The 25,714-nt window shown below is 68.7% G+C and carries 26 protein-coding genes; 17 read left to right on the forward strand and 9 right to left on the reverse strand.

Going from position 1 to position 25,714, the window contains the following annotated elements; genetic code table 11:
* Window positions 1-51: 51 nt before the first annotated feature.
* On the reverse strand, window positions 52-1,491 hold the full coding sequence (locus AC1DKV_RS01490) for a CoA transferase (protein ID WP_441643189.1): 1,440 nt from the start codon (window positions 1,489-1,491) through the stop codon (window positions 52-54).
* 225 nt (window positions 1,492-1,716) lie between these two features.
* On the opposite strand from AC1DKV_RS01490, the gene AC1DKV_RS01495 reads away from it, so the two are divergent.
* The 7 genes from AC1DKV_RS01495 (at window position 1,717) to AC1DKV_RS01525 (ending at window position 6,483) form a co-directional block, all read left to right on the forward strand.
* Complete coding sequence (locus AC1DKV_RS01495; protein ID WP_441613171.1) at window positions 1,717-3,492, forward strand: glutamine--tRNA ligase/YqeY domain fusion protein; 1,776 nt, start codon at window positions 1,717-1,719, stop codon at window positions 3,490-3,492.
* Between the two features lie 2 nt (window positions 3,493-3,494).
* A complete protein-coding gene (locus AC1DKV_RS01500; RefSeq protein WP_441613323.1) occupies window positions 3,495-3,713 on the forward strand; it encodes an RNA-binding S4 domain-containing protein in 219 nt (72 codons plus the stop codon).
* A gap of 103 nt (window positions 3,714-3,816) precedes the next feature.
* Entirely contained in the window at window positions 3,817-4,200 is a 384-nt protein-coding gene (locus AC1DKV_RS01505; RefSeq protein WP_441613172.1) for an MAPEG family protein, read from the forward strand.
* A gap of 12 nt (window positions 4,201-4,212) precedes the next feature.
* Window positions 4,213-4,815: a YceI family protein gene (locus tag AC1DKV_RS01510; RefSeq protein ID WP_441613173.1), complete on the forward strand. Its 603-nt coding sequence runs from the start codon at window positions 4,213-4,215 to the stop codon at window positions 4,813-4,815.
* Window positions 4,816-4,991: 176 nt separating this feature from the next.
* The gene (locus AC1DKV_RS01515; protein WP_441613175.1) at window positions 4,992-5,303 is read left to right on the forward strand and encodes a hypothetical protein; all 312 of its coding nucleotides are present in this window, start codon (window positions 4,992-4,994) and stop codon (window positions 5,301-5,303) included.
* Window positions 5,304-5,477: 174 nt separating this feature from the next.
* Window positions 5,478-6,026, forward strand: a complete 549-nt coding sequence (locus AC1DKV_RS01520) for a YaeQ family protein (RefSeq protein ID WP_441613176.1) — start codon at window positions 5,478-5,480, stop codon at window positions 6,024-6,026.
* 109 nt (window positions 6,027-6,135) lie between these two features.
* Complete coding sequence (locus AC1DKV_RS01525) at window positions 6,136-6,483, forward strand: FKBP-type peptidyl-prolyl cis-trans isomerase (protein WP_020204589.1); 348 nt, start codon at window positions 6,136-6,138, stop codon at window positions 6,481-6,483.
* Window positions 6,484-6,559: 76 nt separating this feature from the next.
* On the opposite strand, the gene AC1DKV_RS01530 is transcribed toward AC1DKV_RS01525, so the two are convergent.
* Complete coding sequence (locus AC1DKV_RS01530) at window positions 6,560-6,880, reverse strand: hypothetical protein (protein WP_441613177.1); 321 nt, start codon at window positions 6,878-6,880, stop codon at window positions 6,560-6,562.
* A 208-nt stretch (window positions 6,881-7,088) separates the two neighbouring features.
* Between AC1DKV_RS01530 and AC1DKV_RS01535 the strand changes: the two genes are divergently transcribed.
* Both AC1DKV_RS01535 and AC1DKV_RS01540 read left to right on the forward strand, forming a co-directional pair.
* The gene (locus tag AC1DKV_RS01535) at window positions 7,089-7,793 is read left to right on the forward strand and encodes a gamma-glutamylcyclotransferase (RefSeq protein WP_441613178.1); all 705 of its coding nucleotides are present in this window, start codon (window positions 7,089-7,091) and stop codon (window positions 7,791-7,793) included.
* 16 nt (window positions 7,794-7,809) lie between these two features.
* On the forward strand, window positions 7,810-8,619 hold the full coding sequence (locus AC1DKV_RS01540; protein ID WP_441613179.1) for an ankyrin repeat domain-containing protein: 810 nt from the start codon (window positions 7,810-7,812) through the stop codon (window positions 8,617-8,619).
* Window positions 8,620-8,661: 42 nt separating this feature from the next.
* On the opposite strand, the gene AC1DKV_RS01545 is transcribed toward AC1DKV_RS01540, so the two are convergent.
* Entirely contained in the window at window positions 8,662-10,359 is a 1,698-nt protein-coding gene (locus tag AC1DKV_RS01545) for a long-chain fatty acid--CoA ligase (RefSeq protein WP_441613180.1), read from the reverse strand.
* A 207-nt stretch (window positions 10,360-10,566) separates the two neighbouring features.
* On the opposite strand from AC1DKV_RS01545, the gene trxA reads away from it, so the two are divergent.
* Both trxA and AC1DKV_RS01555 read left to right on the forward strand, forming a co-directional pair.
* Window positions 10,567-11,412: a thioredoxin gene (gene trxA / locus AC1DKV_RS01550; protein WP_441613181.1), complete on the forward strand. Its 846-nt coding sequence runs from the start codon at window positions 10,567-10,569 to the stop codon at window positions 11,410-11,412.
* A 38-nt stretch (window positions 11,413-11,450) separates the two neighbouring features.
* The gene (locus AC1DKV_RS01555; protein WP_441613182.1) at window positions 11,451-11,834 is read left to right on the forward strand and encodes a cupin domain-containing protein; all 384 of its coding nucleotides are present in this window, start codon (window positions 11,451-11,453) and stop codon (window positions 11,832-11,834) included.
* A 15-nt stretch (window positions 11,835-11,849) separates the two neighbouring features.
* On the opposite strand, the gene AC1DKV_RS01560 is transcribed toward AC1DKV_RS01555, so the two are convergent.
* Window positions 11,850-12,314 (reverse strand): bacteriohemerythrin, encoded by a 465-nt coding sequence (locus AC1DKV_RS01560; protein ID WP_441613183.1) that lies wholly within the window; start codon window positions 12,312-12,314, stop codon window positions 11,850-11,852.
* Window positions 12,315-12,484: 170 nt separating this feature from the next.
* On the opposite strand from AC1DKV_RS01560, the gene AC1DKV_RS01565 reads away from it, so the two are divergent.
* The gene (locus AC1DKV_RS01565; protein WP_441613184.1) at window positions 12,485-13,063 is read left to right on the forward strand and encodes a P-loop nucleotide/nucleoside kinase family protein; all 579 of its coding nucleotides are present in this window, start codon (window positions 12,485-12,487) and stop codon (window positions 13,061-13,063) included.
* 18 nt (window positions 13,064-13,081) lie between these two features.
* Here AC1DKV_RS01565 and tcdA read toward each other — a convergent pair whose 3' ends face one another.
* Window positions 13,082-13,975, reverse strand: a complete 894-nt coding sequence (gene tcdA / locus AC1DKV_RS01570) for a tRNA cyclic N6-threonylcarbamoyladenosine(37) synthase TcdA (RefSeq protein WP_441613185.1) — start codon at window positions 13,973-13,975, stop codon at window positions 13,082-13,084.
* A 249-nt stretch (window positions 13,976-14,224) separates the two neighbouring features.
* On the opposite strand from tcdA, the gene AC1DKV_RS01575 reads away from it, so the two are divergent.
* From AC1DKV_RS01575 to AC1DKV_RS01595, 5 genes are all read left to right on the forward strand, one after another.
* On the forward strand, window positions 14,225-16,510 hold the full coding sequence (locus tag AC1DKV_RS01575) for an AsmA family protein (protein ID WP_441613186.1): 2,286 nt from the start codon (window positions 14,225-14,227) through the stop codon (window positions 16,508-16,510).
* Between the two features lie 255 nt (window positions 16,511-16,765).
* Complete coding sequence (locus AC1DKV_RS01580) at window positions 16,766-17,959, forward strand: MFS transporter (RefSeq protein WP_441613187.1); 1,194 nt, start codon at window positions 16,766-16,768, stop codon at window positions 17,957-17,959.
* Between the two features lie 135 nt (window positions 17,960-18,094).
* Window positions 18,095-18,733: a pyridoxamine 5'-phosphate oxidase gene (gene pdxH, locus AC1DKV_RS01585; protein ID WP_441613188.1), complete on the forward strand. Its 639-nt coding sequence runs from the start codon at window positions 18,095-18,097 to the stop codon at window positions 18,731-18,733.
* Window positions 18,734-18,913: 180 nt separating this feature from the next.
* Window positions 18,914-20,146 (forward strand): class I SAM-dependent methyltransferase, encoded by a 1,233-nt coding sequence (locus AC1DKV_RS01590; protein ID WP_441613189.1) that lies wholly within the window; start codon window positions 18,914-18,916, stop codon window positions 20,144-20,146.
* Window positions 20,147-20,154: 8 nt separating this feature from the next.
* Entirely contained in the window at window positions 20,155-21,234 is a 1,080-nt protein-coding gene (locus tag AC1DKV_RS01595; protein WP_441613190.1) for a DUF72 domain-containing protein, read from the forward strand.
* A 40-nt stretch (window positions 21,235-21,274) separates the two neighbouring features.
* Here the strand turns inward: AC1DKV_RS01595 and msrA are convergent, their stop codons facing one another.
* The 4 genes from msrA to AC1DKV_RS01615 form a co-directional block, all read right to left on the reverse strand.
* Window positions 21,275-21,817, reverse strand: a complete 543-nt coding sequence (gene msrA / locus AC1DKV_RS01600) for a peptide-methionine (S)-S-oxide reductase MsrA (protein ID WP_441613191.1) — start codon at window positions 21,815-21,817, stop codon at window positions 21,275-21,277.
* Between the two features lie 100 nt (window positions 21,818-21,917).
* Window positions 21,918-23,504: a class I adenylate-forming enzyme family protein gene (locus AC1DKV_RS01605; RefSeq protein WP_441643190.1), complete on the reverse strand. Its 1,587-nt coding sequence runs from the start codon at window positions 23,502-23,504 to the stop codon at window positions 21,918-21,920.
* Complete coding sequence (locus AC1DKV_RS01610; RefSeq protein WP_441643191.1) at window positions 23,501-24,745, reverse strand: acyl-CoA dehydrogenase family protein; 1,245 nt, start codon at window positions 24,743-24,745, stop codon at window positions 23,501-23,503. Before AC1DKV_RS01610 ends, AC1DKV_RS01605 begins: the two co-directional genes overlap by 4 nt.
* A gap of 72 nt (window positions 24,746-24,817) precedes the next feature.
* Window positions 24,818-25,663: an alpha/beta fold hydrolase gene (locus AC1DKV_RS01615; protein ID WP_441613194.1), complete on the reverse strand. Its 846-nt coding sequence runs from the start codon at window positions 25,661-25,663 to the stop codon at window positions 24,818-24,820.
* Between the last annotated feature and the right edge of the window lie 51 nt (window positions 25,664-25,714).

A 25,714-nucleotide genomic window follows, 5' to 3' on the forward strand; every position in this document is an offset into this window, starting at 1 on the left:
CGCATGACCGGCGCCTGACCCCGGCCGGGCAAGCCCGGGAACGCGCGCCACTCAGGCGCGCGGCAGCCACTCCGGCGCGTGCGAACCCAGCGGCACTGACGGCAGCGCCCAGCGCGCGGGCGTCTCGGACAGACGCCCGGCATGCGATACCACGGTCAGCTCGCCAAACCCCGATGGCAGGGTCTCGAGCAGGTCCGCCACATCCGCGTATTGCTGGTCCGGCTGGCGCAGTCCGCCATCGACACGGCCCAGGCTGCGCAGCCACTGCCCGGTCTGCGCCAGCGACACGCGCACATGCCAGCTGCCGCCCTCGGTGGCGCGGCGGTAAAGCCCGGCCATGGCTCCCAGTGCCAGCAGGTAGCCCGCCGCGTGGTCCAGCACCTGCGCCGGCAAGGGCCGCGGCTCTTCGCTGCCGGCCGCCAGTGCCTCGGCATGGTTGAAACCGGTGGCGGCCTGCACCAGCGAATCGAAGCCACGCTTGCCTGCCCACGGCCCCACATGCCCGTAGGCGCTCAAGCTCACATAGACGATGCCGGGGCGCGCCCGCGCCGCCGCTTCCGGCCCCACCCCCAGTTCGGCCAGGCCCTGCGGACGGTAGCCCTGGATCAATACATCGGCGCCATGCAGCAGCTTGTGCAGGGCCCGCTTGTCGTCGGGGTCGCGCAGATCGAGCTGGCAGGAACGCTTGCCGCGCCCGGTATCGATCACCAGCGGCGCGATGAAAGGCAGGTGGGCAGCCGTGACGAGCAGCACGTCGGCACCATGGGCGGCCAGGGTGCGCCCCGCCACCGGCCCGGCGATGATGCGCGTGAAGTCGAGCACGCGCACGCCGGAAAGCGGACGCGCGCCGGCGCCCGGCAGCGCCGGCAAAGGCTGCGGCGGCGCGTCGCCGATACGCTCGAGCGTCAGCGGCGGCAGGCCGCGCAGGGCCTGCGCCTGCGGATGCCGGTCCCATTCGTCGAAGCCGCGCAAGGCGGCCACCACCAGGCCCGCTTCCGAGGCGGCGGTCTCGAAGGCCTCGGGCTCCCATTTGCGCAGGGCGGCGTCCACCGCGGCGGGATCGGGGCCGCAGCCGAGCAGGCGCAGCACGCCGTCCCGGTGGTGCGGGAAATTGGCGTGCAGGCGTACCCAGCCGCCGTCGCCGCAGCGGCAGAGGCGCGTCAGGGGGTCGCGGAATTCCGGCGCAGGCGCGCCGTCCACCCGCAGGTAGCGTTCACTGCGGAACTCGGCCAGCGCATGGCGCATATCGACGGCAACCTGCTGGCGACCGCCGCCGCGCAATTCCCACAGGGCCGCCGCGGCAAGCGCCGCGCTGCCCAGGCTGGCCTGCGCGGCCGTGCCCACGGCAAAGGACGAGGGCAGGCCGGGATCGGCGCCGCCGAGCCGCGCGTGGCCTGGCGCGGCGGCAGGCAGCCCGGCGGCCTGCCAGAGCCCGGCCAGGGCTTCGTGCGGGGTCGGGCGGGCGGCTGGAGTGACGGTCGAGGCAGGCATGGCGAATGGACTCCGGGAAGCGGATGCGTTGACTCCATGCTAGGACGCGCCAGCCGTTTTGGCGTCTTTTCAGGCCGGCGCGGCGAGTTTGCACGACGCCGGGCGCAGGCACGGTAAAATCACGCGATCCGGCATTCCGCCATGCAATCGAGCAGCGCGGCAGGCTGCGCGCCGCATTCCGGTGCGCAGCCTGCGCCTGCTGACGTAACCGCCTCCGGCGCAACCATGAGCCACGACCCCAAAGCCAACGACAGCACCCCCGCCGCATCCAATTTCCTGCGCAGCATCATCGACCAGGATCTCAACGCCGGTACCTATGCCGGCCGCCAGGATACGCAGGGCCAGGCGTTGCCCACCGTCATCACCCGCTTCCCGCCGGAACCCAATGGTTACCTGCATATCGGCCACGCCAAGAGCATCTGCGTGAACTTCGGCCTGGCGCGCGACTACGCCGGCCGCTGCCACCTGCGCTTCGACGACACCAACCCGGTCAAGGAAGACACCGAATACGTCGATTCCATCATCGACTCGGTGCACTGGCTCGGCTTCAGCTGGGACACCACGGACAAGGACGGCGCCCGCCAGCCGCACCTGTACTACGCCAGCGACTACTTCGACCAGCTCTACGCCTTCGCCGAAAAGCTGATAGAGCGCGGCGTGGCCTACGTGGACAGCCAGAGCGCCGAGCAGATCGCCGCCAACCGCGGCGACTTCTCGCGCCCGGGCACGCCTTCGCCGTTCCGCGATCGCAGCGTGGCGGAGAACCTGCAGATGTTCCGCGACATGCGCGACGACAAGTACGCCGACGGCGAGCACGTGCTGCGCGCCAAGATCGACATGAACGCGCCCAATATCGTGATGCGCGACCCGGTGATCTACCGTATCCGCCATGCCCATCACCACCGCACGGGCGACAAGTGGTGCATCTACCCGATGTACGACTTCACGCATTGCATCTCGGACGCGATCGAGAACATCACCCACTCGCTGTGCACGCTGGAGTTCGAGAACAACCGCCCGCTGTACGACTGGGTGCTCGCCCAGTTGCGCGATTGCGGCGTGTTCAGCGAGCCGCTGCCGCACCAGTACGAGTTCGCGCGCCTGAACCTGACCTACGCCATCACCAGCAAGCGCCGCCTGCTGCAACTGGTCAACGAGAACCGCGTGGAAGGCTGGGACGACCCGCGCATGCCGACCATCGTGGGCATGCGCCGGCGCGGCTTCACCCCGGAATCGATACAGTTGTTCTGCGAACGCATCGGCGTGGCCAAGTCCGATAGCTGGATCGACATGAGCACGCTCGAAGGCGCCGTGCGCGACGACCTCGACGCGCGCGCCGCGCGCAGCGTGGGCGTGCTGGACCCGGTCAAGCTGATCCTCGACAACTACCCCGAAGGCCAGAGCGAGGAATGCTCGGCCCCGGTGCACCCGAAGAAGCCCGAACTGGGCCGCCGCGTGTTCCCGCTGTCGCGCGAATTGTGGATCGAGCGCGACGACTTCAGCGAAGCGCCCCCCAAGGGCTACTTCCGCCTGTTCGCGCCGAAGGACGGCAACCCCGGCAGCAAGGTGCGCCTGCGCTACGGCTACGTGATCGAATGCACGGGCGTGGACCGCGACGCGGACGGCAAGGTGATCGCCGTGCACGCCAGCTACCTGCCGGACACCAAGAGCGGCACGCCGGGCGCGGACAGCGTCAAGGTCAAGGGCAACATCCACTGGGTCAGCGCGCCGCATGCGTCCGAGGCCGAGGTGCGCCTGTACGACCGCCTGTTCAACGACCCCAACCCGGACGCCGGCGGCAAGAATTTCCTCGACGCGCTGAACCCGGACTCCAGGAAAGTGGTCACAGCCTATCTGGAGCCGGGCCTGGAGCAGGCTGCCGCCGACGACCGCTTCCAGTTCGAGCGCCATGGCTACTTCGTGGCCGACCGTGTCGATTCGAAGCCGGGCAAGCCGGTCTTCAACCGTATCGTCGGCCTCAAGGACAGCTGGGGCAAATGACCATGCAGACCATCACCTTTTCGCTCGAAGGCGAGCATATCGCCCTCAACGACCTCCTCAAGGTGGCTGGCGTCTGCGACAGCGGCGGCGCCGGCAAGGCCCTGGTGGCGGCCGGTGAAGTCTCGGTCGACGGCGCGGTGGAATCGCGCAAGACCGCCAAGATCCGCGCTGGCCAGGTGGTCAGCGTGGCAGGCGTGAAGATCCGCGTGGTGGCCGCTTGAGGCTGGCCGCGCTGGCAGCGCGCCCGGGCGCCGCGACGGCAACCGGGTGCGATTTCCGCGAACGGGCAGGCCGGCAGGCAGATACGGAAACAGGGAAACAGCGATGCCGATAGCGTTCTGGTGTGTACTGCTGGCAGGCATCCTGCCCGTCGTGACGGTGGCCATCGCCAAGGCCGGCGGCGCCGGCTTCGACAACCACGACCCGCGCGGCTGGCTGGAAGGGCAGGCCGGACGCGCGCGCCGTGCCGACATGGCGCACCGCAATCACTTCGAAGCCTTTCCCTTCTTTGCCGCGGCCGTGCTGTCGGCAAGCTTCCTGCATGCGCCGGCGGCGCGCATCGACGAACTGGCGCTGGTCTTCATCGCCGCGCGCATTTTCTACACCGTGTGCTACCTGGCGGACCGCCCCACCTTGCGCACCCTGTGCTGGACCGTGGGCTTCCTGTCGGTGATCGGCATGTTCCTGCTGCCCGTGTTCGTCCACTAGAGCCCTGCCGCCATGCGCAAGACGCCGGTCCTGGTACGCACGCTGTGGCTGCTGGCCGCGGCGTTGCCCTGCGCGGCGCAGGGCGCCCCCGCCGACTATGCGGTGGACCCCACGCACACGGCGGTCTACTTTGCCGCCAGCCACTTCGAGCGCACCTCCGTGCGCGGGCGCTTCGGCAAGATCGATGGCCGCATCCGCTATGACGAGGCCACCGGCAGCGGCGGCATCGATTTCACGGCGGATGCCGATACGGTCGACACCGGCAACCGCACGCTCGACGGCGTCCTGCGTTCGGCACAGTTCCTCGATGCGCAGGCCTTCCCGGTCGTGCGACTGCGCGCCGACCGTTTCATACGCGAAGGCGAGCGGCTGGTCGCGGTGGAAGGCGAACTGACGCTGCACGGCGTCACCCGGCCGCTGCGACTGGAGGCCGAGCGCTTCAGTTGCGGCGAGATCTCGCTGTTCGGCATCAAGCGCCACGTGTGCGGCGGCGACTTCCGGGCGGTGCTGTCGCGCAGCGCGTTCGGCATGACGCGCTTCCTGCCCGATGTGGGCGACACCGTGACGCTCACCCTCTCCGTCGAAGCCACGCCGGACAAGCCGGCGGGCGAGTGACAGCCGCGCCACCCGGCCGGCGTCCTTCCTCATGGCGGCGCTCGCGCTGCCGCCACATGTTGCCCAGCAGGCGCCTGACCGGCGATTTTCTTCTGTAGAATCAGCGGTTTGCATATTTTGGCCGGCCCCGTTTCCTTTGGCTTCCCGGCCGCCGCCTGACACGGGACGACAACAGGATGACGATGATTCACATCGGGGATGTAGTGGCGGCTTCGCTGGCCGCGGCGGGCGCCTGCCTGATCTGCAGCATTCCCTTGGGCTTCCTGCGCCGCTTCCCGGCGTGGGCGCTGCAAACGTACGGCCGCCGGGCCCTGATGGTGCCGGCGCTGAGCTTGCCGGTGGCGAGCTGGCTGGCCGGGCTGGCCATGTTCGGGCAGGTCGACAGTGCGGCCGGCCACGCCATGGTGGTCGCGGCGGCCTTCCTGTGCCTGGTGCTGGGCTCGGCGCTGCTGCGGTTCTACCTGAGCGAGTACCGCAAGGCGCGCTGAGCGTATCGCCGCGCCCGCATCCGCGGGCTGACGCCGGGGCGCCCGGGCGATGCCGCCCGCCGCCCTGCGTGGCGCAGCCGCGAGCGCGCCGCCGGATTCACGTATCATGCGGCCTTTCGCATCTCGCCGACGCCATGTGCGGCGGCGCTTCACAGCGGTTCACAGCGTTTCCCAATGGCTCTCAAATCCACCATCTACAAGGCCGAGCTTTCCGTGTCCGACATGGACCGGCCCTACTACGGCAGCCACGCCCTGACCATCGCCAAGCACCCGTCGGAGAACGACGCGCGCATGATGGTGCGGCTGCTGGCCTTTGCCTGCGAGGCCAGCGAATCGCTCACCTTCACCCGCGGCCTGGACGAGCCCGACGAGCCGGACCTGTGGGAAAAGACCCTGACCGACGAGATCGCGCACTGGATCGAGCTGGGCCAGCCCGACGAATCCCGCCTCAAGCGCGCCTCCGCGCGCGCCGGGCGCGTGACCGTGTTCACCTACAATGGTGCGAGCGCGCGCGAATGGTGGAAGGGCATGTCCGGCAAGGTCGGCAAGCTGCGCAACGTGACCATCTACAATGTGCCGGCCGATGCGGTCGATGCCCTGGCCGCGCTGGCCCAGCGCGCCATGCGCTTGTCGGTGACGATCCAGGACAGCGAGATCTGGGTCAGCGACGACGACCACAACGTGCGCATCACGCTCGACATCCTGCAGCGCGCCGCGGGCTGACCCCCGGCGCCGCCGCGGTTGCGCAGTACCCGTTTGCCCGGAACGGCCAGCCATGCGCTGGCCGTTCCGGTACCGTGACCCTCCCTGATACAGCATAAGGAAGCCAATCATGAACACCACTCCCTCCGGCCTGCAATACGAAGACACCGTCACCGGCGAAGGCGCCGAAGCCACCGCGGGCAAGCATGTCACGGTGCACTACACCGGCTGGCTTTACGACAACGGCCAGGCTGGCCGCAAGTTTGATTCGAGCAAGGACCGCAACGACCCGTTCGTGTTCCCGCTGGGTGCAGGCCACGTCATTCGCGGCTGGGACGAGGGCGTCCAGGGCATGAAGGTGGGCGGGACTCGCCGCCTGGTGATCCCGGCCGAGCTGGGCTACGGCGCGCGCGGCGCGGGCGGCGTGATCCCGCCGAACGCCACGCTGCTGTTCGAAGTGGAACTGCTGGCAGTCTGAGCCTCCGGGTCGCGGACCCGGCCATGCAAGAAGGGACGCCCGCGGGCGTCCCTTTTGCCTTCTGGCGCCCCCGGCGTCAGAAACTGATCGCGGCGTTGCCGACGTCGACCCGCACCTTGTCGCGGTCCAGCAGCCGCGCGGCGTGGCGCGCATAGTCCTGGGCCCACGCGGCATCGCCGGCAAAGCGCTGCTCGCCCGAGAACTTGGCCACGTTCAGGATCTTGTCGATCACCAGCACCTTGCCCACCGGACTCGAAGCCTGGCAATCGAGTTCGGCGTATTCGCGGTCGAACCAGCGCCAGCCGGCCTCTTCGCTGACGGCCGCCAGTTCGGCGTCGCCAATGGTGAAACCGAATTCCTTGCCGGTGCCGAAGGCCACCGTGAGCGTGCGCGCCATAGCCTGATCTCCTGGTTGATGCGGTATTGTAAGGACATGTCTGCCGCCGCCGCCACCTCGTACGGTCAACTCGGCGCGATTTTCGCTGCGCCTGCCATACCGGCAACCGTTGTCTGCCGCACACACAGGGACAGTCGTTTCAGAGATTTCTGCTTGCCATGTGGTTTCGGTGCCGCCTGAAACGCAGCTTTGGATTATGCTTGCAAGCATGGCCATCACCCGACAAGATCTCGAAACGGATCGGCTTCGTGCTTCTCTTTGCAGCACGCCGGTGGCTTCCTCCCTACTCCCGGAAGAAGCGTTCGAAGGCTCCCTGCGCGCCACGCTGGACCAGCGGCCGGACACACCAGGGCTGGCCGGCGATGTCTGGGTGTTCGGCTACGGCTCCCTGATCTGGAACCCCATGGTGGTGCACACGGCGCGTCAGCTGGCCACCGTGCATGGCTACCACCGCGGCTTCTACCTGTATTCGCGCATCAACCGCGGCACCTGGGACGATCCCGGCCTGGTGCTGGCCCTGGACCGCGGTGGTTGCTGCCACGGCATGGTGTTCCGCATCCCCCACGACATGATCGAGCAGGAATTCCGCCTGCTGTGGCGCCGCGAGATGCTCACCGGCGCCTACCATCCGCGCTGGCTCAAGGTGAAGCTGGCCGGCAGCAAGCCGCAGCCGGCGCTGGCCTTCGTCATGAACCGTACCCACGAAGCCTATGCCGGGCGCCTGCCCGACGAGCGGGTGGTGGCGTGCCTGCGCCACGCCTGCGGCCTCTATGGCCCGGCGCGCGAATACCTGCAGCAGACCTTGCTCGGCCTCGCCACGAACGGGGTCGACGATCCTTACCTGGGCCGCCTGTGGCGCCAGCTCCAGGACACCGACGCCGCCTGCGAGCGCGCCACCAGCGAAGCCGCCTGACCCGGAAAGCAGCCTGATGCCACGCCCTGCCGCCCGCTCCCGCCGAATGGTACTCGCCGAAGTGCTGGGGCTGACCGGGCTGCTGATGGGCGGGGCGCTGCTGGCCAGCCCGGGCGGTTCGAGCCTGGCGGCCCGCCCGGGCGGAAGCAGCCCGGCCCAGACCTCGCCGCGCCCGCACGGGCAGGGCGCCACCGCCGCCACCGGCGCTACCAGTGCCCACGAAAACGTTGGCGCCCTCGACCGCAACCTGATCGCTGCCGCCACGCAAGGCGATCTCGAGCTGGTCAAGCGCCTGCTGGCGGCCGGCGCTTCCGCCCAGGCCACCGACGAACGCGGCCGCGGCGCCTTGCTGGTAGCCGTGTACAGCCGCCACACCGAGGTGGCCAAGACGCTGGTGGCGGCCGGCGCCGACGTCAACCGCAAGGACATCGACTCAAACAGCCCCTTCCTGCTGGCCGCGTCCACGGGGCAGCTCGAAGTGGTGCAACTGGCGATTACGCACGGAGCAGACCTCAACAGCACGGACATCAGCAACAGCACGGCGCTGATCGTCGCCTGCGCGCATGGCAATACCGAGGTGGTGAAGGTGCTGCTGAAGGCGGGCGTGGCGGTCGACCACGTCAACCGGCAGGGCTGGACCGCCCTGCTGGAGACCATCGTCATGGGCGACGGCAGCGCGCGCTACGAGGATACGGTGCAGTTGCTGCTCGATGCCGGCGCGGACGCCAACCTGGCGGACCGCGACGGTACCAGCCCGACGCGGCACGCGCGCGAACGCAGCTACAAGACCATGGTGAAGATGCTGATGCGCGCGCGCGGGCACTAAGCCCGGCGCACGGCGCGCCGGGCGCTGTCAGGCAGCAGCCGGTTAGGCGCTGCGCGCGTTCTCGCTTTCCTGCAGCTGGCGCCACATCACCTTGCCGGTGCCCGATTTGGGCAGCGCATCGACGAACTCCACCACGCGCGGATACTTGTAGGCCGCCATGTTTTCCTTGGCCCACTCGATGATGTCCTCGGGCGTGGTCTTGCCCTTGGCATCGGCCTTGAGCACGACCACCGCCTTCACGGTTTCGCCGCGGTACGGGTCGCGCGAGCCGATGATGCAGGCCTCCTGCACGGCCGGATGCTTGTAGAGCAGGTTCTCCACCTCGGCCGGCCACACCTTGAAGCCGGACGCGTTGATCATGCGCTTGAGGCGGTCGGTCAGGAAGTAATAGCCCTCCTCGTCCATGCGGCCCAGGTCGCCGGTGCGGAAGAAGGTCTTGCCGTCGAACTCGATGAAGGCGTCACGCGTGGCGTCCGGCTTGCCCCAGTAGCCCTTGAACACCTGCGGGCCGCACACGATGATCTCGCCGACTTCATTGGGCGGCAGCTCGGCCAGCGTGACCGGGTCGATCACGCGCGCGTCGGTATTCAGGGTGGGCACGCCCAGGCATTGCAGCTTGGGGCGGTCGACCGGGTTGCTGTGGGTCGGCGCCATCGTTTCCGACAGGCCATAGCCCTCGACATAGTTCAGGCCGAACTGCTGCTGCAGGCGCTCCGCCACTGCCTGCGGCATGGCCGCGCCACCGCCGCCGATGTAGCGCAGGCTCGACAGGTCGAACTGGGCCAGGTTCGGGCTGCCGAGGAAGTCGATCACCATGGTCGGGATATTGGTCCAGTGGGTGACCTGGTAGCGCGAGATCAGGCGGCCGGCGACTTCGCGGTCCCAGCGCGGCAGCATCACCACCGTGGCGCCGCTGTAGATCGGGCCGTTCATGCCGTATTGCATGCCGGTGACGTGGAACATCGGCAGTACCGACAGGATCGTCGATTCCGCGCCGCTGCCGCTCCAGATGCCGCCGCCGATCACGTTGTGCATGACCGAGCGGTGGGTGTGGATGCAGCCCTTGGGGAAACCGGTGGTGCCCGAGGTGTAGGGCATCACTGCCACGTCGTCGGGACCGGCGGTATGTTCGGACGGCACCAGTTTCAGGGCGAGCGCCTCGGCCCACGGCGTGGCGCCGGCCGGCAGCGGATGCTGGGCGGTGAGCCAGGCGGCGGGCGCATCTTCCGGGTGTTCGTAGCTGGCAGGCAGCGCGTCGCTGTATTGCGTGACCAGCATATGCTGCAGGCGCTGCCCGGCCGGCAGCTCGGCGTTGGCCTGTTCGGCACCGGCCGCCAGGTCGGCGCTGCAGATCGCCACGCGGGCCTGGGCGTCGCTGATGTAGTGCTTGAATTCCTCGGTGCGGTTCATCGGGTTGACCGGCACCACCACGGCGTCGGCGCGCAGGATGGCGTAGTAGCCGACGATGAACTGGGGGCAGTTCTGCATATAGAGCAGCACCCGGTCGCCCTTCTTCACGCCCGCCTTCTGCTGCAGCCAGCCGGCCATGGCGCTGGCCTGCGCCTCGAGCTGGCTGAAGCTGATGGCGTTGCCGAAATAGCGGATGGCCGCCTTGTCGGCATAGCGGTGCGCGGACACCACCAGGTTGTACCAGAGCGAGGTTTCCGGCAGCACGATCTCGGTGGGTACCCGCTTGGGCCAGAACTTGAAATGCGGGCGCGCGGACTGGTGGGTTGGCATAAATGTCTCCTATGCGGTCTGCTGGACCTGATCTTGAAATGCGAATCAAGCAATATAACCGAACGACCGTTCTATTTTCAATCCATCGCTTACCCTTGTCTACCCGTCGCCCGGCCGGGCGTGGTTGCAAACGGCGCCGTCCGCCCCAATCTAGCTTAGGTCTGCCCCCCGGCACGCGCCGGGCCCACCTTCTACCGAGAGCAAGCCATGAGCGACGTAACCCTGCAGAATTTCGAGGCCGACGTGATCGAGACGTCGCATCACATCCCGGTGCTGGTGGATTTCTGGGCGCCCTGGTGCGGTCCGTGCAAGACGCTGGGCCCGATGCTGGAAAAGCTGGAAGCCGAGGCCGGCGGCAAGTGGCGGCTGGCCAAGGTGAATGTCGACGAGAACCAGGACCTGGCGGGGCACTTCGGCGTGCGCAGCATCCCGCACGTGGTTGCGTTCGCGGACGGCCAGGCGGTAGACCAGTTCACCGGCGTGCTGCCGGAGTCCGGCCTGCGCGAGTTCCTGGCCCGCGTGATGCCCAATCCTGGCCAGACCGCCTTGCGCGCGGCGCGCGATGCCATCGGCGCCGGTGATCATGAAGCCGCCCGGGAGGCTTTCCAGGCCGCGCTGGCTTTCGATCCCGGCTTCGACGCGGCCCGGCTCGAATACATCGGCTTCCTGCTCGACATGGACGCGCTGGACCAGGCCGAGTCCGAGTTCGGCATGCTGTCGCCCAGCGCACCCCAGGCGGAAGGCTTCGCCGCGCTGCGTACTCGCCTCGAGGCCATGCGCGGCGTGTCCGAACTGCCCGACACCGCCACGCTGACGGCGCGCATCGCCGCGGCGCCCGGCGACCTGCGTTCGCGCCTGGACCTCGCCCGCGCGCTCATCGCGCACCGGCAATACGAGGCCGCGCTGGAGCAATTGCTGGCGATCGTGCGGGCCGACCGCAGCTTCGAGGAAGATGTCGGGCGCGTCACCATGATCTCGGTATTCGACCTGATGAGCGACCAGCCCGAGGCGGTTTCGCGCTGGCGCCGGCAGCTGGCTTCCGCGCTGAATTAAACTGGCGGGCCTGTCATACCTTCTTGCCCGCTGCTGCCGTGACCGCTTCCCTGCCCCGCCTGGCCGATTTCCGCACCGACCCGACTCCCAGCCACGACCGTCCGCGCCCGGACCGGCTGGTGTCGGGCAATCCCGAGCGCACCACGTGGACGCACTACAGCGCCGGCCGGGGCGACTTCGACTGCGGGGTGTGGGCGTGCGAGCCGGGTGCGTGGCGCATTGCCTTCCCGGCAGGCAAGGAAGAGTTCTTCCAGATCATCAGCGGACGCATCCGCATCAGCGACGATGCCGGCAACGCCCGCGAATTCGGGCCCGGCGATGCGTGCGTGATCCCGGCGGGCTTTACCGGGCTGTTCGAGGTGATTGAAGCCGTGCGCAAGCACTTCGTCGTGCTCGACCGCGCGGCCGCCGGCGCAGGCTGAAGCCCGCCAGCGTATTCAGGCAGCCTGCCCGGCAGGTGCCTCGATCAGGCTGAAGCCGTTTTCGCGCATGTGGCTGACCATCATCGCGTCCATCGACTTCACATGCTGGTCGAACCAGCCGGGCAGCTCCGACACCAGCCGCCGGCCCAGCGCCACGTCGCCTTCCGCGACCTTGGCCCGCACCGCGTCGGCCACCGCCAGCACTTGCTGGTGCTCGCCGCGATGACAGTGCTGCGGGCCGAAGGCCATGGCTTCCATCCACGCTTCTTCCTGGCCGAAATGATGACGCGAGTGGTCGATCCACTCGTCCAGCGCGGCCAGGAAGCCGGTGTCTTCGGCACGCGCGGCGGCGTCCAGCAATTGCACGAACTCTTCATGGGTGGCGTCGGTCACCGGCTCGCCGAGCAACAACTCGGGCGCGAGGGTGGCGCGGCTCGGCGCGAGGGCATCCGCAATGGCATCCGTAGGGGAATCGGTCATGTCTGGGGAGAAGAAAGTGGGCAGGCTCGCCGGCATGCATGGCGCCGGGTGCCGGCATAAGGCCAGAGGATACCGAATCCGCGGTTCGCCGGCCTGATCCAGGACAAGACGGCGCGCGGGTTATGCTGGAGCCTGGCTTTCCATCGCGCCAGGCCCAGGCCTGCCCCCATATGCCCCGACTGCTCTTCTTCTGCGGCCACGCCGGCACCGGCAAGACCACCCTGGCCCACCGCCTGATCGGCCCGCTCATGCAGGCCACCGGCGAACCGTTCTGCCTGCTCGACAAGGACACCCTGTACGGCGGCTACAGCGCCGCGGCGATGGGCGCGCTGACCGGCGACCCGAACGACCGCGACAGCCCCACCTACCTCAAGCACCTGCGCGATGCCGAGTACCACGGCCTGCTCGACACCGCGCGCGAGAATCTTGCGCTGGGCATCAGCGTGATCGTGGTGGGCCCGCTTTCGCGCGAGGTACGCGACCATCTGCTGCACGACCCGGCGTGGCTGCGCGTGCCGCCCGGCACCGAGGTACGCACCCTGTGGGTGCACCTGCCGGAAGACGAAGCCCATGCCCGCATCATCCGGCGCGGCAACCCCAACGATGCCTACAAGCTGACGCACTGGGACGACTACCGCGCCCGGCGCTTCATGCCGGCACCGCAGGCGCATCCCGAACTGAGCTACTTCGACAACTCCGCCCCGGACGAAGCCGACCTGGCCGCGTTGCTGGCCGAGCTGGCGGCCTAGCTCCCGCGCCCCGGCGCTTCACTCCGGCGCCGTCAGCGCCCCCAGCACGCTGGCGGCCGCCACCATGCCGAACACGGCGGTCACCGCCACCGAGGAACCGAAGCCGGCGCAGGCCAGCCCCTGCGGGCCGGCGGGCGGTGCTGCCGGCACGGCCGCGGCCGGAGCCTCATCGATCTCGCAGGCCTGCTGCTCGGGTTCGGGATAGCGCAGCGGTTCGTCCGAGTACACTGCGTCGATGCCGAACTTCCGCTTGGGGTTGCGCGGCCAGCCCCAGTCCTTGCGCAGGCTGGAGCGCACCTTGGCCAGCAGCGGGTCCTGGACGGTGCGCGAGAAGTCGACGACGCGGATGCGGGTCGGATCGAGCTGGCCGCCGGCGCCGCCGCAGGTGATGATGCGCCGGCCTTCGCGCCGCGCCCAGCCCAGCATGGCGATCTTGACCTTGACCGAGTCGATCGCGTCGATGATGTAGTCGTGCCCGCCAAGCAGCTCCGCCACGTTGTCGACGGTGACGAAATCGTCCACCTCGGTCACGCGGCAGCGCGGGTTGATCTGCACCATGCGCTCGGCCATGGCCTGGACCTTGGCGCGGCCGTAGTCGTCGCCCAGCGCGTGGATCTGGCGGTTGGTATTGGACAGCGCGATATGGTCGAGGTCGATCAGCGTGACGCGGCCCACGGCATTGCGCGCCAGCGCCTCTGCCGCCCAGCTGCCCACGCCGCCGATGCCGACCACGCAAACGCTCGCCGCCTCCAGGCGCGCCAGGCCGTCGGCGCCGTACAGGCGCGCCACGCCGCCGAAGCGGCGGTGGTAGTCGTCGTCGGCCGGGCTCTCGTGCGTCAGCGCCGGCGGCAGTTGCGCCAGTGCCGGGGAGGTGGACGTTTCCGGGGCTGTTTCCGGGACGAGATTGCTCATATCTTGGCTCGAGACTTGCTGGTAAGAGAGAAAAGAGGCTGCCGTGGAAGCACGGCAAGGCACGCGGCAACCACGCGAAAGCCACGCGAGAAGCAAAATGCCCGTCACATCACACTGTCAGCCAAGCGCCGACAGGAGAACGGGGCGCGCAACTATACAATACCTACAGCAGTGGTTCGACCGCCGCCTCGCCCCCCAAGACGCAATACATGCGCTGCGCGCGGTCCGCCCGACCAGGATACCGACCCCATGTCCCTGCGCCGCAAGGCAGTTATCTGGAGTGTACTGACACCGCTGGTGTTGATCGCCGTGCTGTTCGTGGTCATTCTGACCTTCGACTGGAACCGCCTCAAGCCGTGGCTCAACCAGCGCGTGTCCGAGGCGATCGGCCGGCCCTTTGCCGTCAACGGCGACCTGACCCTGACCTGGCGCCGGGCGGAAGGCGAGACCGGCTGGCACACCTGGGTGCCCTGGCCCCGCCTGTCCGCCACCGACATCACCGTCGGCAACCCCGGCTGGGCGCGCGAGCCCAACTTCGCCACCGTGCGCGAGCTGATCTTCGTGGTGCGTCCGCTGCCGCTGCTCAGGCACCAGATCTCGGTTCCCACCATCGTCGTCGACAGCCCCGCCGTGTGGCTGGAGCGCCTGGCGGACCAGCGCAACAACTGGACGTTCGACATGGCGTCGAGCAAGAAGCCTTCGGAATGGAAGCTCGATATCGGCGAAATGGCGCTGGCGCGGGGCGACCTGACCCTGTCCGACAAGGCCATGAAAATCGAGATGCAGGCCCGCCTGGACACCATAGGCGACAGCCCGCTCTACGACAGGGCCCGCGACGGCGCGCTGATCAATCCCGCGGCCTCGGGCACGCCGGGGAGCGCCAGCGCAACGGTCCCCGCCCCCGGCCAGCCCGGCACCGGCAGCCAGCGCTATGGCGTGCGCTGGAAGGCCACCGGGCGCTACAACGACGCCACCATCAACGCCACCGGCAAGGCCGGCACGGTGCTCAGCCTGCGCGACACCAACATGCCCTTCCCGGTACAGGCCGACGCGCGTGTCGGCAATACGCGCGCGGTGGTGGAGGGCACGCTGACCAACCCCGCCCACCTTGGCGCGCTCGACGTCCACCTGCAGCTGTCGGGCGACAACATGGCCAAGCTCTATGCCCTGACCGGCATCGTGCTGCCCAGCACGCCGCCATACGAAACACGCGGCCGGCTCGTCGCCACGCTGAAAAAAGGCAGCTCGGTGTACCGCTACGACAAGTTCAGCGGACGCGTCGGCGGCAGCGACCTGAACGGCACGCTTACCTACACGCAGCGCCAGCCACGCCCCCTGCTGTCGGGCGAGCTCGAATCCGGCCAGTTGCGCTTCGAAGACCTCGCACCGCTGATCGGCGCCGACGCCAAGCCCGGGCAAGCTGCTTCCGGCAGCGGCGTGAAGCAGCCCGCCGACAAAGCCCTGCCGGTGGCGCCATTCCGCACCGAACGCTGGGACAGCATCGACGCCGACGTGAAGTTCACCGGCAAGCGCATCATCCGCACCAGCGACCTGCCGATCACCGACCTCGTCACCCATCTCAAGCTCGACGACGGCGTGCTGACCCTGGACCCGCTCGACTTTGGCGTGGCGGGGGGCAACCTGGTGTCCTCGCTGCAACTCAACGGCAAGCGCGAACCCCTGGCCGCCATCATCAACATGAAGGCGCGCCACCTCAAGCTCAAGGAGTTGTTCCCCAAGCTCGAATCGATGCGCGCCAGCATCGGCGAGCTCAACGGCAGCGCCAGGCTGAGCGCGACCGGCAACTCGGTGGCCACGCTGCTGGGCAGCGCCAACGGCGAAGCCAAGCTGCTGGTGGAGAACGGCACGGTGAGCAAGTTCGTCCTGGAGGCGATGGGGCTGAACGTGGGCAGCGTGGTGATCTCGAAGCTGTTCGGCGACAAGCCGGTGCAGATCAATTGCGGCGTCAGCGATTTCAGTTTCACCAACGGCGTGGCGCGCGCGCGTACCTTCGTGCTCGATACGCAGGATGCCGTGATCGATACCAGCGGCGCCGTCGACCTGGCCAGCGAGCGGCTGGCGCTGACCGTCCGGCCCGACTCGAAGGGCCTGCGCATCTTCTCGCTGCGCTCGCCGCTCTATGTGGGCGGCACGCTGAAAAAACCATCGGTCAGCCCGGACGTGGGCGTGCTGGCCCTGCGCGCCGGGGGCGTGGTGGCGCTCGCGCTGGTGGCGCCTATCGGCGCCGCCGTGCTGCCCCTGATCGACCTTTCCACCAGCGAGAACTCGCAGTGCGGCAAGCTGCTGGCCGAGATCCGCAAGCGTCCGATCGCCCCGCCTCCCGGCAAGACCTACCGCGATCCGGCCACCGGCGCCACCGGCCAGGCTGCCGGACCCGCGCCGTCGCCGGACAGCGGGGCCGAAGCCAGGACGCCGGCCGCCGCCGCGGCCGCGGCGAGTGCCAGGCCCGCGCAAGTGCGCCCCGCCGCGCCTGCGCGCCCGGCTCCCGATGCCTCGCTGCACCAGGGCGGCTGAGCCAACCCCGCGGCTGTTGCCCACCCGCGACACATCCCCGCCAGACGAGGCACTTTCGCAACACTTTCGCGCTCTCCGCGCAGACAGTCGTTGTACATCGGCCACGCCGCTCGCATAATTAAACGGCCATTTACAACGAAGTTTCCAATAGATGGCGCAATACGGATGTCCGCGAGCGATCGTGGCCTCCTTCCCTGGGTGCGGTTTCGGCCGCACTTGTTTTTCCTCCGGTTTCCTACCCGCCCCCGCCCGCGCATGCCGCCGCTACAGACCACCGTTCCGCCGATCAGTTGCCTGATCGCGCTCACGGTGTGTAACCACGTGGCCTTCAATGCCAGCCGCGTGGTGGTCTCGCTGTTCGCCCTCTCCCTCAAGGCTTCCACCGTCACGCTCGGCATCCTGATGTCGCTCTATGCGCTGTTGCCGATGTTGCTGGCCATCCATGCCGGCAAGCGCATCGATGAGACCGGGCCGCGCAAGCCCATGGCCGCCGGTTCGATGATGGTCCTGGCGGGCACGCTGCTGCCGGCATTGTGGCCGGGCATCGCGGCGCTGTATCTTTCGTGCGCGCTGATCGGGGTCGGCTTCATGCTGGTCCAGGTCGCCATGCAGTTGCTGATCGGGCAGATCTCCAGCGACGGCACGCGACTGCGCAACTACACGCTGCACGCGCTCGGGCTGTCGTTCTCGGGCACGGTGGGGCCGGTGGTGATGGGCTACCTGATCGAGCACGCCGGCTTCCGTCCGGCCTTCTGCGCGCTAGTCGTGGTGGCCGGCGCCGGACTGGCCGGGCTGTGCCTGGTACGCCGCCGGCTGCCCGAACGCGGCGGGCGTGCCGCACGCGGCGCCATCGCCGACGGCAGCCGCAACTCCACGCTGGGGCTGCTGGCGCACCCCGAGCTGCGTGCGGTCTTCATCGCCAGCGCAGTGCTGTCCGCCGCCTGGGACCTGCACGCATTCCTGATCCCGATCCAGGGCACGCGCGTCGGGCTTTCGCCGTCGTCGATCGGCTGGGTGCTGGGCGCCTTCGCCATCGCCACCTTCGCGATCCGGGTGGCGATGCCGCTGGTGTCGCGCCGGCTGTCCGAATGGAAGGTGATCCGCGGCGCGCTGCTGGTCGGCGCGGTGGCCTACCTGCTCTATCCCTTCGTGTCCCAGTTCTGGCTGATGTGCTGCCTGGCGTTCCTGCTCGGGCTCGCGCTGGGCAGCGCGCAACCCAACGTGATGAACATCCTGCATGCGGCGTCGCCTTCCGGGCGTGCCGGCGAAGCGCTGGGCCTGCGTTCGGCGGTGCTCAACACGAGCCAGGTGGTGTGGCCGCTGACATTCGGCGTGGTCGGCACGGCGCTTGGCATGCTGCCGATCTTCCTGTCGATGGCGGGCGCCATGGGCGTGGCTGGCTACTATTCGCGCGCGCATGCGCGCAAGCTGCCGCCGTCCGAGGCCTGAGCGCTGGCCGGGCGAAGGGATTGCGCAGGCGCAAATGCGGCTTGCAGCGCTTTCGCTATACTCAAATCAGGCGCGCCGCCGGTGCCGGGCAGGCTTGCCCGGTGCGCGGCCCGCAGACTTGATACCTGACCTGACATGACCCAACTTGCCGACCTCCGCCGCACCTATGTGCTGGGCTCCCTTTCCGAGTCCGACGTGGCGCCCGACCCGATCAGCCAGTTCCAGCGCTGGTTCGATGAAGCCACCCACGCCAAGCTGCCCGAACCCAATGCGATGACGCTGGCAACGGTCGATGCCGGCGGCCAGCCTTCCGCGCGCATCGTCCTGCTCAAGGGCATGGATGCCAGGGGCTTCACGTTCTTCACCAACTATGAAAGCCGCAAGGGCCTGGACATGGCTGCCAACCCGCGCGCGGCGCTGTTGTTCCACTGGGTGCAACTGGAGCGCCAGGTGCGCGTGGAAGGCGTCGTGGAGAAGGTGGACGAGTCCGAGAGCGATGCCTACTACGCCTCGCGCCCGCTCGGCTCGCGCCTCGGCGCCTGGGCCTCGGAACAAAGCCGCGAGGTCGCGGACCGCGCCGTGCTGGAGCAGCGCGAAGCGGATTTCCGCGCCAAGTTCGGCGACAACCCGCCACGCCCGGCCCACTGGGGCGGCTACCGTCTCGCGCCGACACGGATCGAGTTCTGGCAGGGCCGCCCGTCGCGCCTGCATGACCGCATCGCCTACCGCCTGCAGGCGGACGGTGCGTGGCAGATCGCGCGGCTGTCGCCATGAAGGACGCGGGGGCCCTGGGAACGCTCGCCCGACCGGGGCCGCGCACTGCACAAATTTGGGAATTGTCGTAAAGTGGTTTATGGCTGCTTCCATCAGGGAGCGGCCATAAGGCGCGGGCCACAAGCCTGCCCGATGCTGAGGTTCGAGGAGTGTGCCGCAACCGCCGAATAGGGAGGCCGCATGTTTTTCAAGCAAGCACTGGACAAGCAACTGGATCACTGGATCGCCGATTTGCGCGACCGTGCCAATCTCCCTGTCAGATTGCGGCTATGGAACGGCAGCGAATATCCACTCGGCCGTTTCGAGCACCCGGCTGTGACGCTGACGATACGCGAGGCCGGCGCCCTGTCACTGCTGCTGACGCCCAGCCTGGACAACCTCGGTGAAGCCTACGTACAGGAGAAGATCGACCTGGACGGCAAGCTCAGCGACATCATCGCCGTGGCCTACCGCTTTTCCGCCGCCGCCAGCGCACAGGCAGGCGGCGCACTGGCCCGGGTGGCGCAGCACTTCGCTCACACCAAGGCGGCCGACAAGGCATCGATCCAGTACCACTACGACGTTTCCAACGAGTTCTACCGGCTCTGGCTCGACCCGGCGATGGTCTATTCCTGCGCCTATTTCGAGCACGGCAACGAGGATCTCGCCACCGCGCAGCGCAAGAAGATCGACCACATCCTGACCAAGATCCGCCTGCAGCCCGGGCAGACCCTGCTCGACATCGGCTGCGGCTGGGGCGCGCTGGTGCTGCGCGCGGCGCAGAAGTTCGGCGCGCGCTGCGTGGGCATCACGCTGTCGCAAAACCAGTTCGACCTCGCTACCGAGCGCGTCAGGCAGGCCGGACTGTCCGAGCGCATCGAGATCCGCCTGCAGGACTACCGCGATACCGCCGGGACCTTCGACCGCATCACCAGCGTCGGCATGTTCGAGCACGTGGGCAAGAACAATCTGTCCGGCTACTTCAGCCGCATGTGCGACCTGCTGGCCGACGACGGCTATGCCATGAACCATGGCATCACCTCGCCCGATCCGGATAGCGGCGCCACGCCGATGGACGGCTCCGAGTTCATGGATCGCTATGTGTTCCCGCAGGGCGAGCTGCCGCACATCGGCATGGTGCTCAACACCCTGCAGCGCGGCGGCCTGGAGGCGACCGACGTCGAACTGATGCGCGGCCACTATCACCGCACGCTGCATCACTGGGCGGACAACTTCGAGGCGCAGGGTGATACCATCCGCGCCATGGTGGGCGAGAAGAAATACCGCATCTGGCGCGTCTACCTGGCGGGCTGCGCGCATGCCTTCGACACCGACCAGATGTCGATCTACCAGGTGGTGTGCCACAAGGCCGGCCTGTCGGCGACGGGCCTGCCCTGGTCGCGCCGCTATATCTACGACAAATCGCTGGACTGAAAACCTGCTTGACTGAAGACCTGTTCGGCGGCCTGCCGGAAATACCCGCGGCCACCGCGCGCAGTGGCGACACATTGCCTGGCACCGACGCCACGGCCTGCGCCGCGCGCCCTGTGCGCGGAAAAAGCGTGCAGGCGCCCCCTCCCGATCCCGCCCTGCTCGCACTGGCCGAGCGCCTTCCGGCCGGACTGCACCTCGGTACATCGTCGTGGTCCTATGGCGGCTGGAACGGACTGGTCTACCACGGTGAATACAGCGACAACCTGCTCTCGCGCAAGGGCCTGGCCGCTTACTCCCTGCATCCACTGCTACGGGCTGCCGGCATCGACCGCGGCTTCTACGCACCGATCCCGCTTGCGGACTATCTTGCCTATGCGGCCCAGGTGCCGGCGCATTTCCGCTTCCTGACCAAGGCGCCCGCGAGCGTATGCGATCCGTGGCTGCGCACGTCGGAGGGCGCGGGGCGGCTGGCCAATGCGAGCTTCCTCGATGCGGGGATCGCGGCGCGCGATTTCGTCGGGCCGGCTACCGCGGGGCTCGGAGCCAAGTGCGGCCCGCTGCTGTTCCAGCTGTCGCCGCTGGGCGCGATGGCCGTGGACAGCGCCGGCTTCCTGTCTCGGCTCGATGCTTTCCTGGGTGCCCTGCCCGCGCTCGACGCCGCCGCCACGCCGCATGCGTGCTATGCGGTGGAACTGCGCGATGCGTCCCTGCTCACGCCCCGTTTCATCAAGCTGCTGCGTGCGCGTGGCGTGCGTTTCTGCCTGTCGGCGCGCGAGCGCATGCCGCCGGCAGAACGCCAGCTGCCCGCGCAGGCATTGATGGATGAAGCCGCGCCGGGACCACTGGTGCTGCGCTGGATGCTGCATGCGGGCTTTGCCTACGAGCAGGCCGAATCGCGCTACGCGCCGTTCGACCGGCTGGTCGACGAAGATCCGCACACGCGCGCCGTGATCGCCGAGCAGGTTGCCCGCACGCTGCGCGCCGGACAGCCCGCCTATGTGATCGTCAGCAACAAGGCCGAAGGTTCCGCGCCGCTGACCTGCGTGCGGCTGGCGGAGGCGATCGCCGAGCGGCTTGCCGCGAACTGAGCGGCTCGCCGGCACGCAAGCGCACCGGCGACGGCGCGCCTCACCGGATCAGCAAGTGCGCGAACTTCTGCCGGAACTTGGCCAGCTTGGGCGAGATCACGAACGAGCAATAACCCTGGTTGGGGTGGTTCTGGTAGTAGTTCTGGTGGCTTTCCTCGGCACGCCAGTACGGCTGGGTGGGCTCGATCTGGGTGACCAGCGGGGCGTCGTAGAGCTTCTGCGCGATAACTTCGCGCATGACGTACTCGGCCATCGCGCGCTGGGGCTCGGAGTGCGTGAAGATGACCGAGCGGTATTGCGTGCCGACGTCGTTGCCCTGCCGGTTCAGCGTGGTCGGGTCATGGATGGCGAAGAAGATCTCCAGGATCTCGCGATACTTGATCACGGACGGGTCGAAGCTCACCTGCACCACTTCGGCGTGTCCGGTCTCACCGTCGCATACCTGCTCGTACGTCGGATGGTTCACGTGGCCGCCGGTATAGCCTGACTCCACCGCCCGCACCCCCCTGACCTGCTGGTACACCGCCTCCAGGCACCAGAAACAACCGCCGCCCAGCGTGGCAATCTCGCGCTCGTTATCCATGTTGCTCCCTCCGGCTCGTGACAATAACTAGCATACTCGCTCGGCGCGCGTCATGCCGCCGAAGAGTTGCTGCCACGGCCGCGCCCGGGCGGCGTGGCTGTCAGCCGGCGGCGGCAGGTCCGTCCGCCTGCAACATGGCGCGCAATTGCGGCTTGAGCACTTTGCCCAGCGCGCTCCTGGGCAGGGCATCGAGCAGCACCACGCGGCGCGGCAACTTGAAACGCGCGATCTGCGCGGCCAGCGCTTCGCGCAGCGGCTCCTGCGCCAGCGCGGCACGGTCCGCGCCAGTGGCCGGCACCACCACCGCGACCGGCACCTCGCCCCAGTGCGTATCGGGCAGGCCGACCACCGCGCAATCCGCCACGCCCGGCAGGCCCAGCAGGACGTTCTCGATCTCGGCCGGATAGATGTTCTCGCCGCCCGAAATGATCATGTCCTTGCTGCGGCCGACCACCTCGATGCAGCCGTCGGCATTGCAATGCGCGAGGTCGCCCGAATGGAACCAGCCGTCGCGGAAATCCGGATGGTCCGGCTGGCGCCAGTAGCCCTGCATCAGGTTGGTGCCGGACAGCCACAACTCGCCGACCTCGCCTGGCGCCACCTCGGCGCCGCCGGCGCCGGCCACGCGCACCCGCACTTCGGGCTGCGGCCAGCCCGCGTAGCCGGGGTGTGCCATGGCCTGGTCCAGCCGCAGCACGACCGACACCGGGCCGCTCTCGGTGGCGCCGTAGACCTGCCCGAGCGGCACGCCGCGCGCATGGAAGGCATCGATATACGCGCGCGGAATCGGCGACGATCCCGCCATCACGCCGCGCAGCGAAGCAAGGTCCGCGCGCGCCCAGTCCGGGTGCTCGAGCACCGCGCGCAGCGTGGCCGGCACCATCAGCGACAGCGTGACCTTGGAGCGCGCCAGTTCGGCCAGCCATGCCTGCGGCGCGAAGCGCTGGTGCAGCGTGACCTGCGCGCCGGCCAGCAGGGCCGGCAGCGTCTGGATGCACAGGCCGCCCACATGGAACAGCGGCAGCACCGACAGGACGTGGTCGTCCGGCGTCATGCCGTGCGCCCACCAGCTCGCGCGCGCATTGGCCAGCAAGGCCGCCTGCGTGTGCAGTGCGCCCTTGGGCTGACCGGTGGAACCCGAGGTATAGACCAGCAGCAGCGGCGCCTGGTCTGGTTGCCCGGGCGGCGCAGGCAGCGCCGCGTGTCCCGTGGCAGGACGATCCACCAGGCTGTCGATGGGCGCGTGCCCGACGCGAGCCTGCGTTGCGCAGGCGGCCGCGGCGGCCACTGCCCCGGCCGCCTGCGCGTGTGGCGCGTCGTGGAACAGCACGCGGATGCCCGCATGCACTGCGATGGCTTCCAGCTCGGGAACCGCAAGACGGAAGTTCAGCGGCACGAAGATCGCGCCGAGCCGTGCGCAGGCGAACAGCATGGCGAGCTGCAGGTCGTGGTTCAGGCAGAGCGTGGCAACCCGCTCGCCCGGCTGCACGCCCCAGGTGCCGGCAAGGTGGGCACTGAGACGCTCCACGCGCCGCCACAGCCGGCCGTAGCTGATGGTGTGGCCGAGGCTGTGGAGCGCGGGCCGCTGCGGCGCCGCGCGTGCGTGCGCATGCAGCGCGCGCAGCAAGGCGCCTGGCTCCGGCGTGCCGGCGGGAACGACAAGGAGCCGGTCGGCACGCGCGCTCATTCGTCGCGCTCGCCCGATTCGTAGAGCGTTTCCCGGCCCATGCGGTCGAGGATCAGCTCGGCGGTCCACGGCAGCATCAGCGCGCCGCAGCGCGAATCGCGGTAAAGCCGCTCGAGTGGCAGGTCCTTGAGCATGGACTGCCCGCCGCAGGTGCGGATCGCCAGGCGCGCGATGTCGTTGGCGCCCTCCATCACGCTGTAGTGCGCGGCGTACAGGCGCATGCGCGCATCCTTGGAAGGATTGGCGCACGCTTCGTGGATCACGCGCCAGAAGATCGAGCGCATGTTTTCCAGCTGGATGCGCATCTGCGCCACCGCGATCTGCTTGGTGGGATACATGCGCCGCTTCACCGGCGGCTGGCCCGGCACCTCGCCGCGCAGATACTGCACGGTGAAGTCATAGGCTGCCTGGGCCACGCCGAGGTAGGTCGGCGAGAGCGTGAAGAACATCGCGGGCCAGGTCTGCGCGGCCTTGAAGTAGACGCCGCGCGGCATCAGCTGCTCGTGGTCGGCGACGAACACATCCTTGAGCAGCAGCGTGCGCGAGACCGTGCCGCGCATGCCCATCGGGTCCCACTCGCCGGTGACGGCGAGGCCTTCGGCATTGCCCGGCACGGCGATATAGAGCGTGTCGCGCATGTCGGGCGAATGGTCGGCGCATTCCTCGGTGCAAAGGATGCCGTAGTAGTCGGCGGCGCCCGACAGCGAAGCAAAGATCTTGCGGCCGTTGAGCACCCAGCCGCCATCGACCTTGTGCGCGCTGGTGCCGAACGGGGCTCGCCCGGCGGCGGCGGCCGAGCCTTCCGAGAACGGCTGCGCGTAGATGGCGCCGTCCCTGACCACGCGCGCGAAATGCAGCTCGCGGCGGCCGTCGTGTTCGGCCCGTTGCGCGGGCGTCATGGCGACGCCGTCGGCCAGCATGCCCGTCCACATGGTGGAGCAGATATGCATGTTGTAGGTCAGTGCCGTGGCACCGCAGAAGCGGCCGATCTCCGCGCCCACCATGCAATAGGTAGCGAAGTCCGCGCCCTCGCCGCCGAACTCGCGCGGCACGCACAGGCCGAGCAGGCCGGCTTCGCGCAGGTCGTCATAGTTGGCGAAGGGAAAGCTGGCCTCGCGGTCCCACTGTGCAGCGCGCGGGGCGAAGCGCTCGCGGCCGAGCCGGTTGGCCAGCACCAGCAGGCGCTCCTGCGCCTGGGTGAAGTCGGCGGCGCCGACGGCAGGGATAAAGTCCAATGGCATTGGTTGGTCTCCCGGGCATCGTCGCGCGGCGATGCCTCGCTATTGCTTGTGTTTTCTGGTGAAACGCCGCCTTCAGCGCGCGGGAAAATGGCGGCCGAGGAAAGCGAGCACGGCGGCATTGAATGCCGCGGGCCGTTCCATGCATGCGAGGTGACCCACCGCCGGCAGGCACAGGTACTCGGCGCCGGCGATCTTCTGCGCCATGCGCTCCATCACCGCCGGTGCCGCATTGGCGTCGTGCTCGCCGGCCAGCGCCAGCACCGGCACCGTGATGCGCGCCAGCAGCTCGCGGCAATCGAAACGCACCAGCGCCTGCAGCGCGGCGCGATAGGTCGCGGGGGGGACGGCAGCCATCACGCTGGCGGCGAAGGCTACCGCATCGGCATCCGCCTGCGGCGCCACCATCGCGCGCACCAGCCCGCTCGCCATTTCGGCCATGGTCTTGCCCGCGTCGAGCGGCGCCGTGCGCGCGGCGACGAAGTCGCGCTGCCACTGGCCATCAGCCTTGCCGAACGCCGGCGAGGTACCGGACAGCACCATGCCGTCGATCAGCGCGGGTGCGGCGGCGTATGCTTGCTGCGCCACCATGCCGCCCATGCTGTGACCCAGCAGCAGGACGCGCCGGCCGGCGTCGCGCTCGGCCTGCAACACCGGCATCAGCGCTTGCGCCAGCCCGGCGAAATCGTAGGGCTCGATCATTGCGCTCGCGCCGTAGCCAGGCATGTCCCAGGCCACGGCGCGATAGCCCGCCTGCGCCAGCGCGTCGAGCTGCGCCGGCCACGCGGCCTTGCCGCCGCCGATGCCATGCAGCATCACCACCGCCACCGGGCCATCGCCCTGCGCGATGGTGGCGATGCCGTTGGGATGGGTGTGGATGGTGGTCTTTGTGGTCGCTGTGGTCTTTGTGGTCTCTGCCATTGCGTTTCCTGTCATGCGCCTGCCCTCTTCAAATGGTCTGCCCGGCCATCG

Source organism: Cupriavidus sp. 05T41, assembly GCF_056396525.1.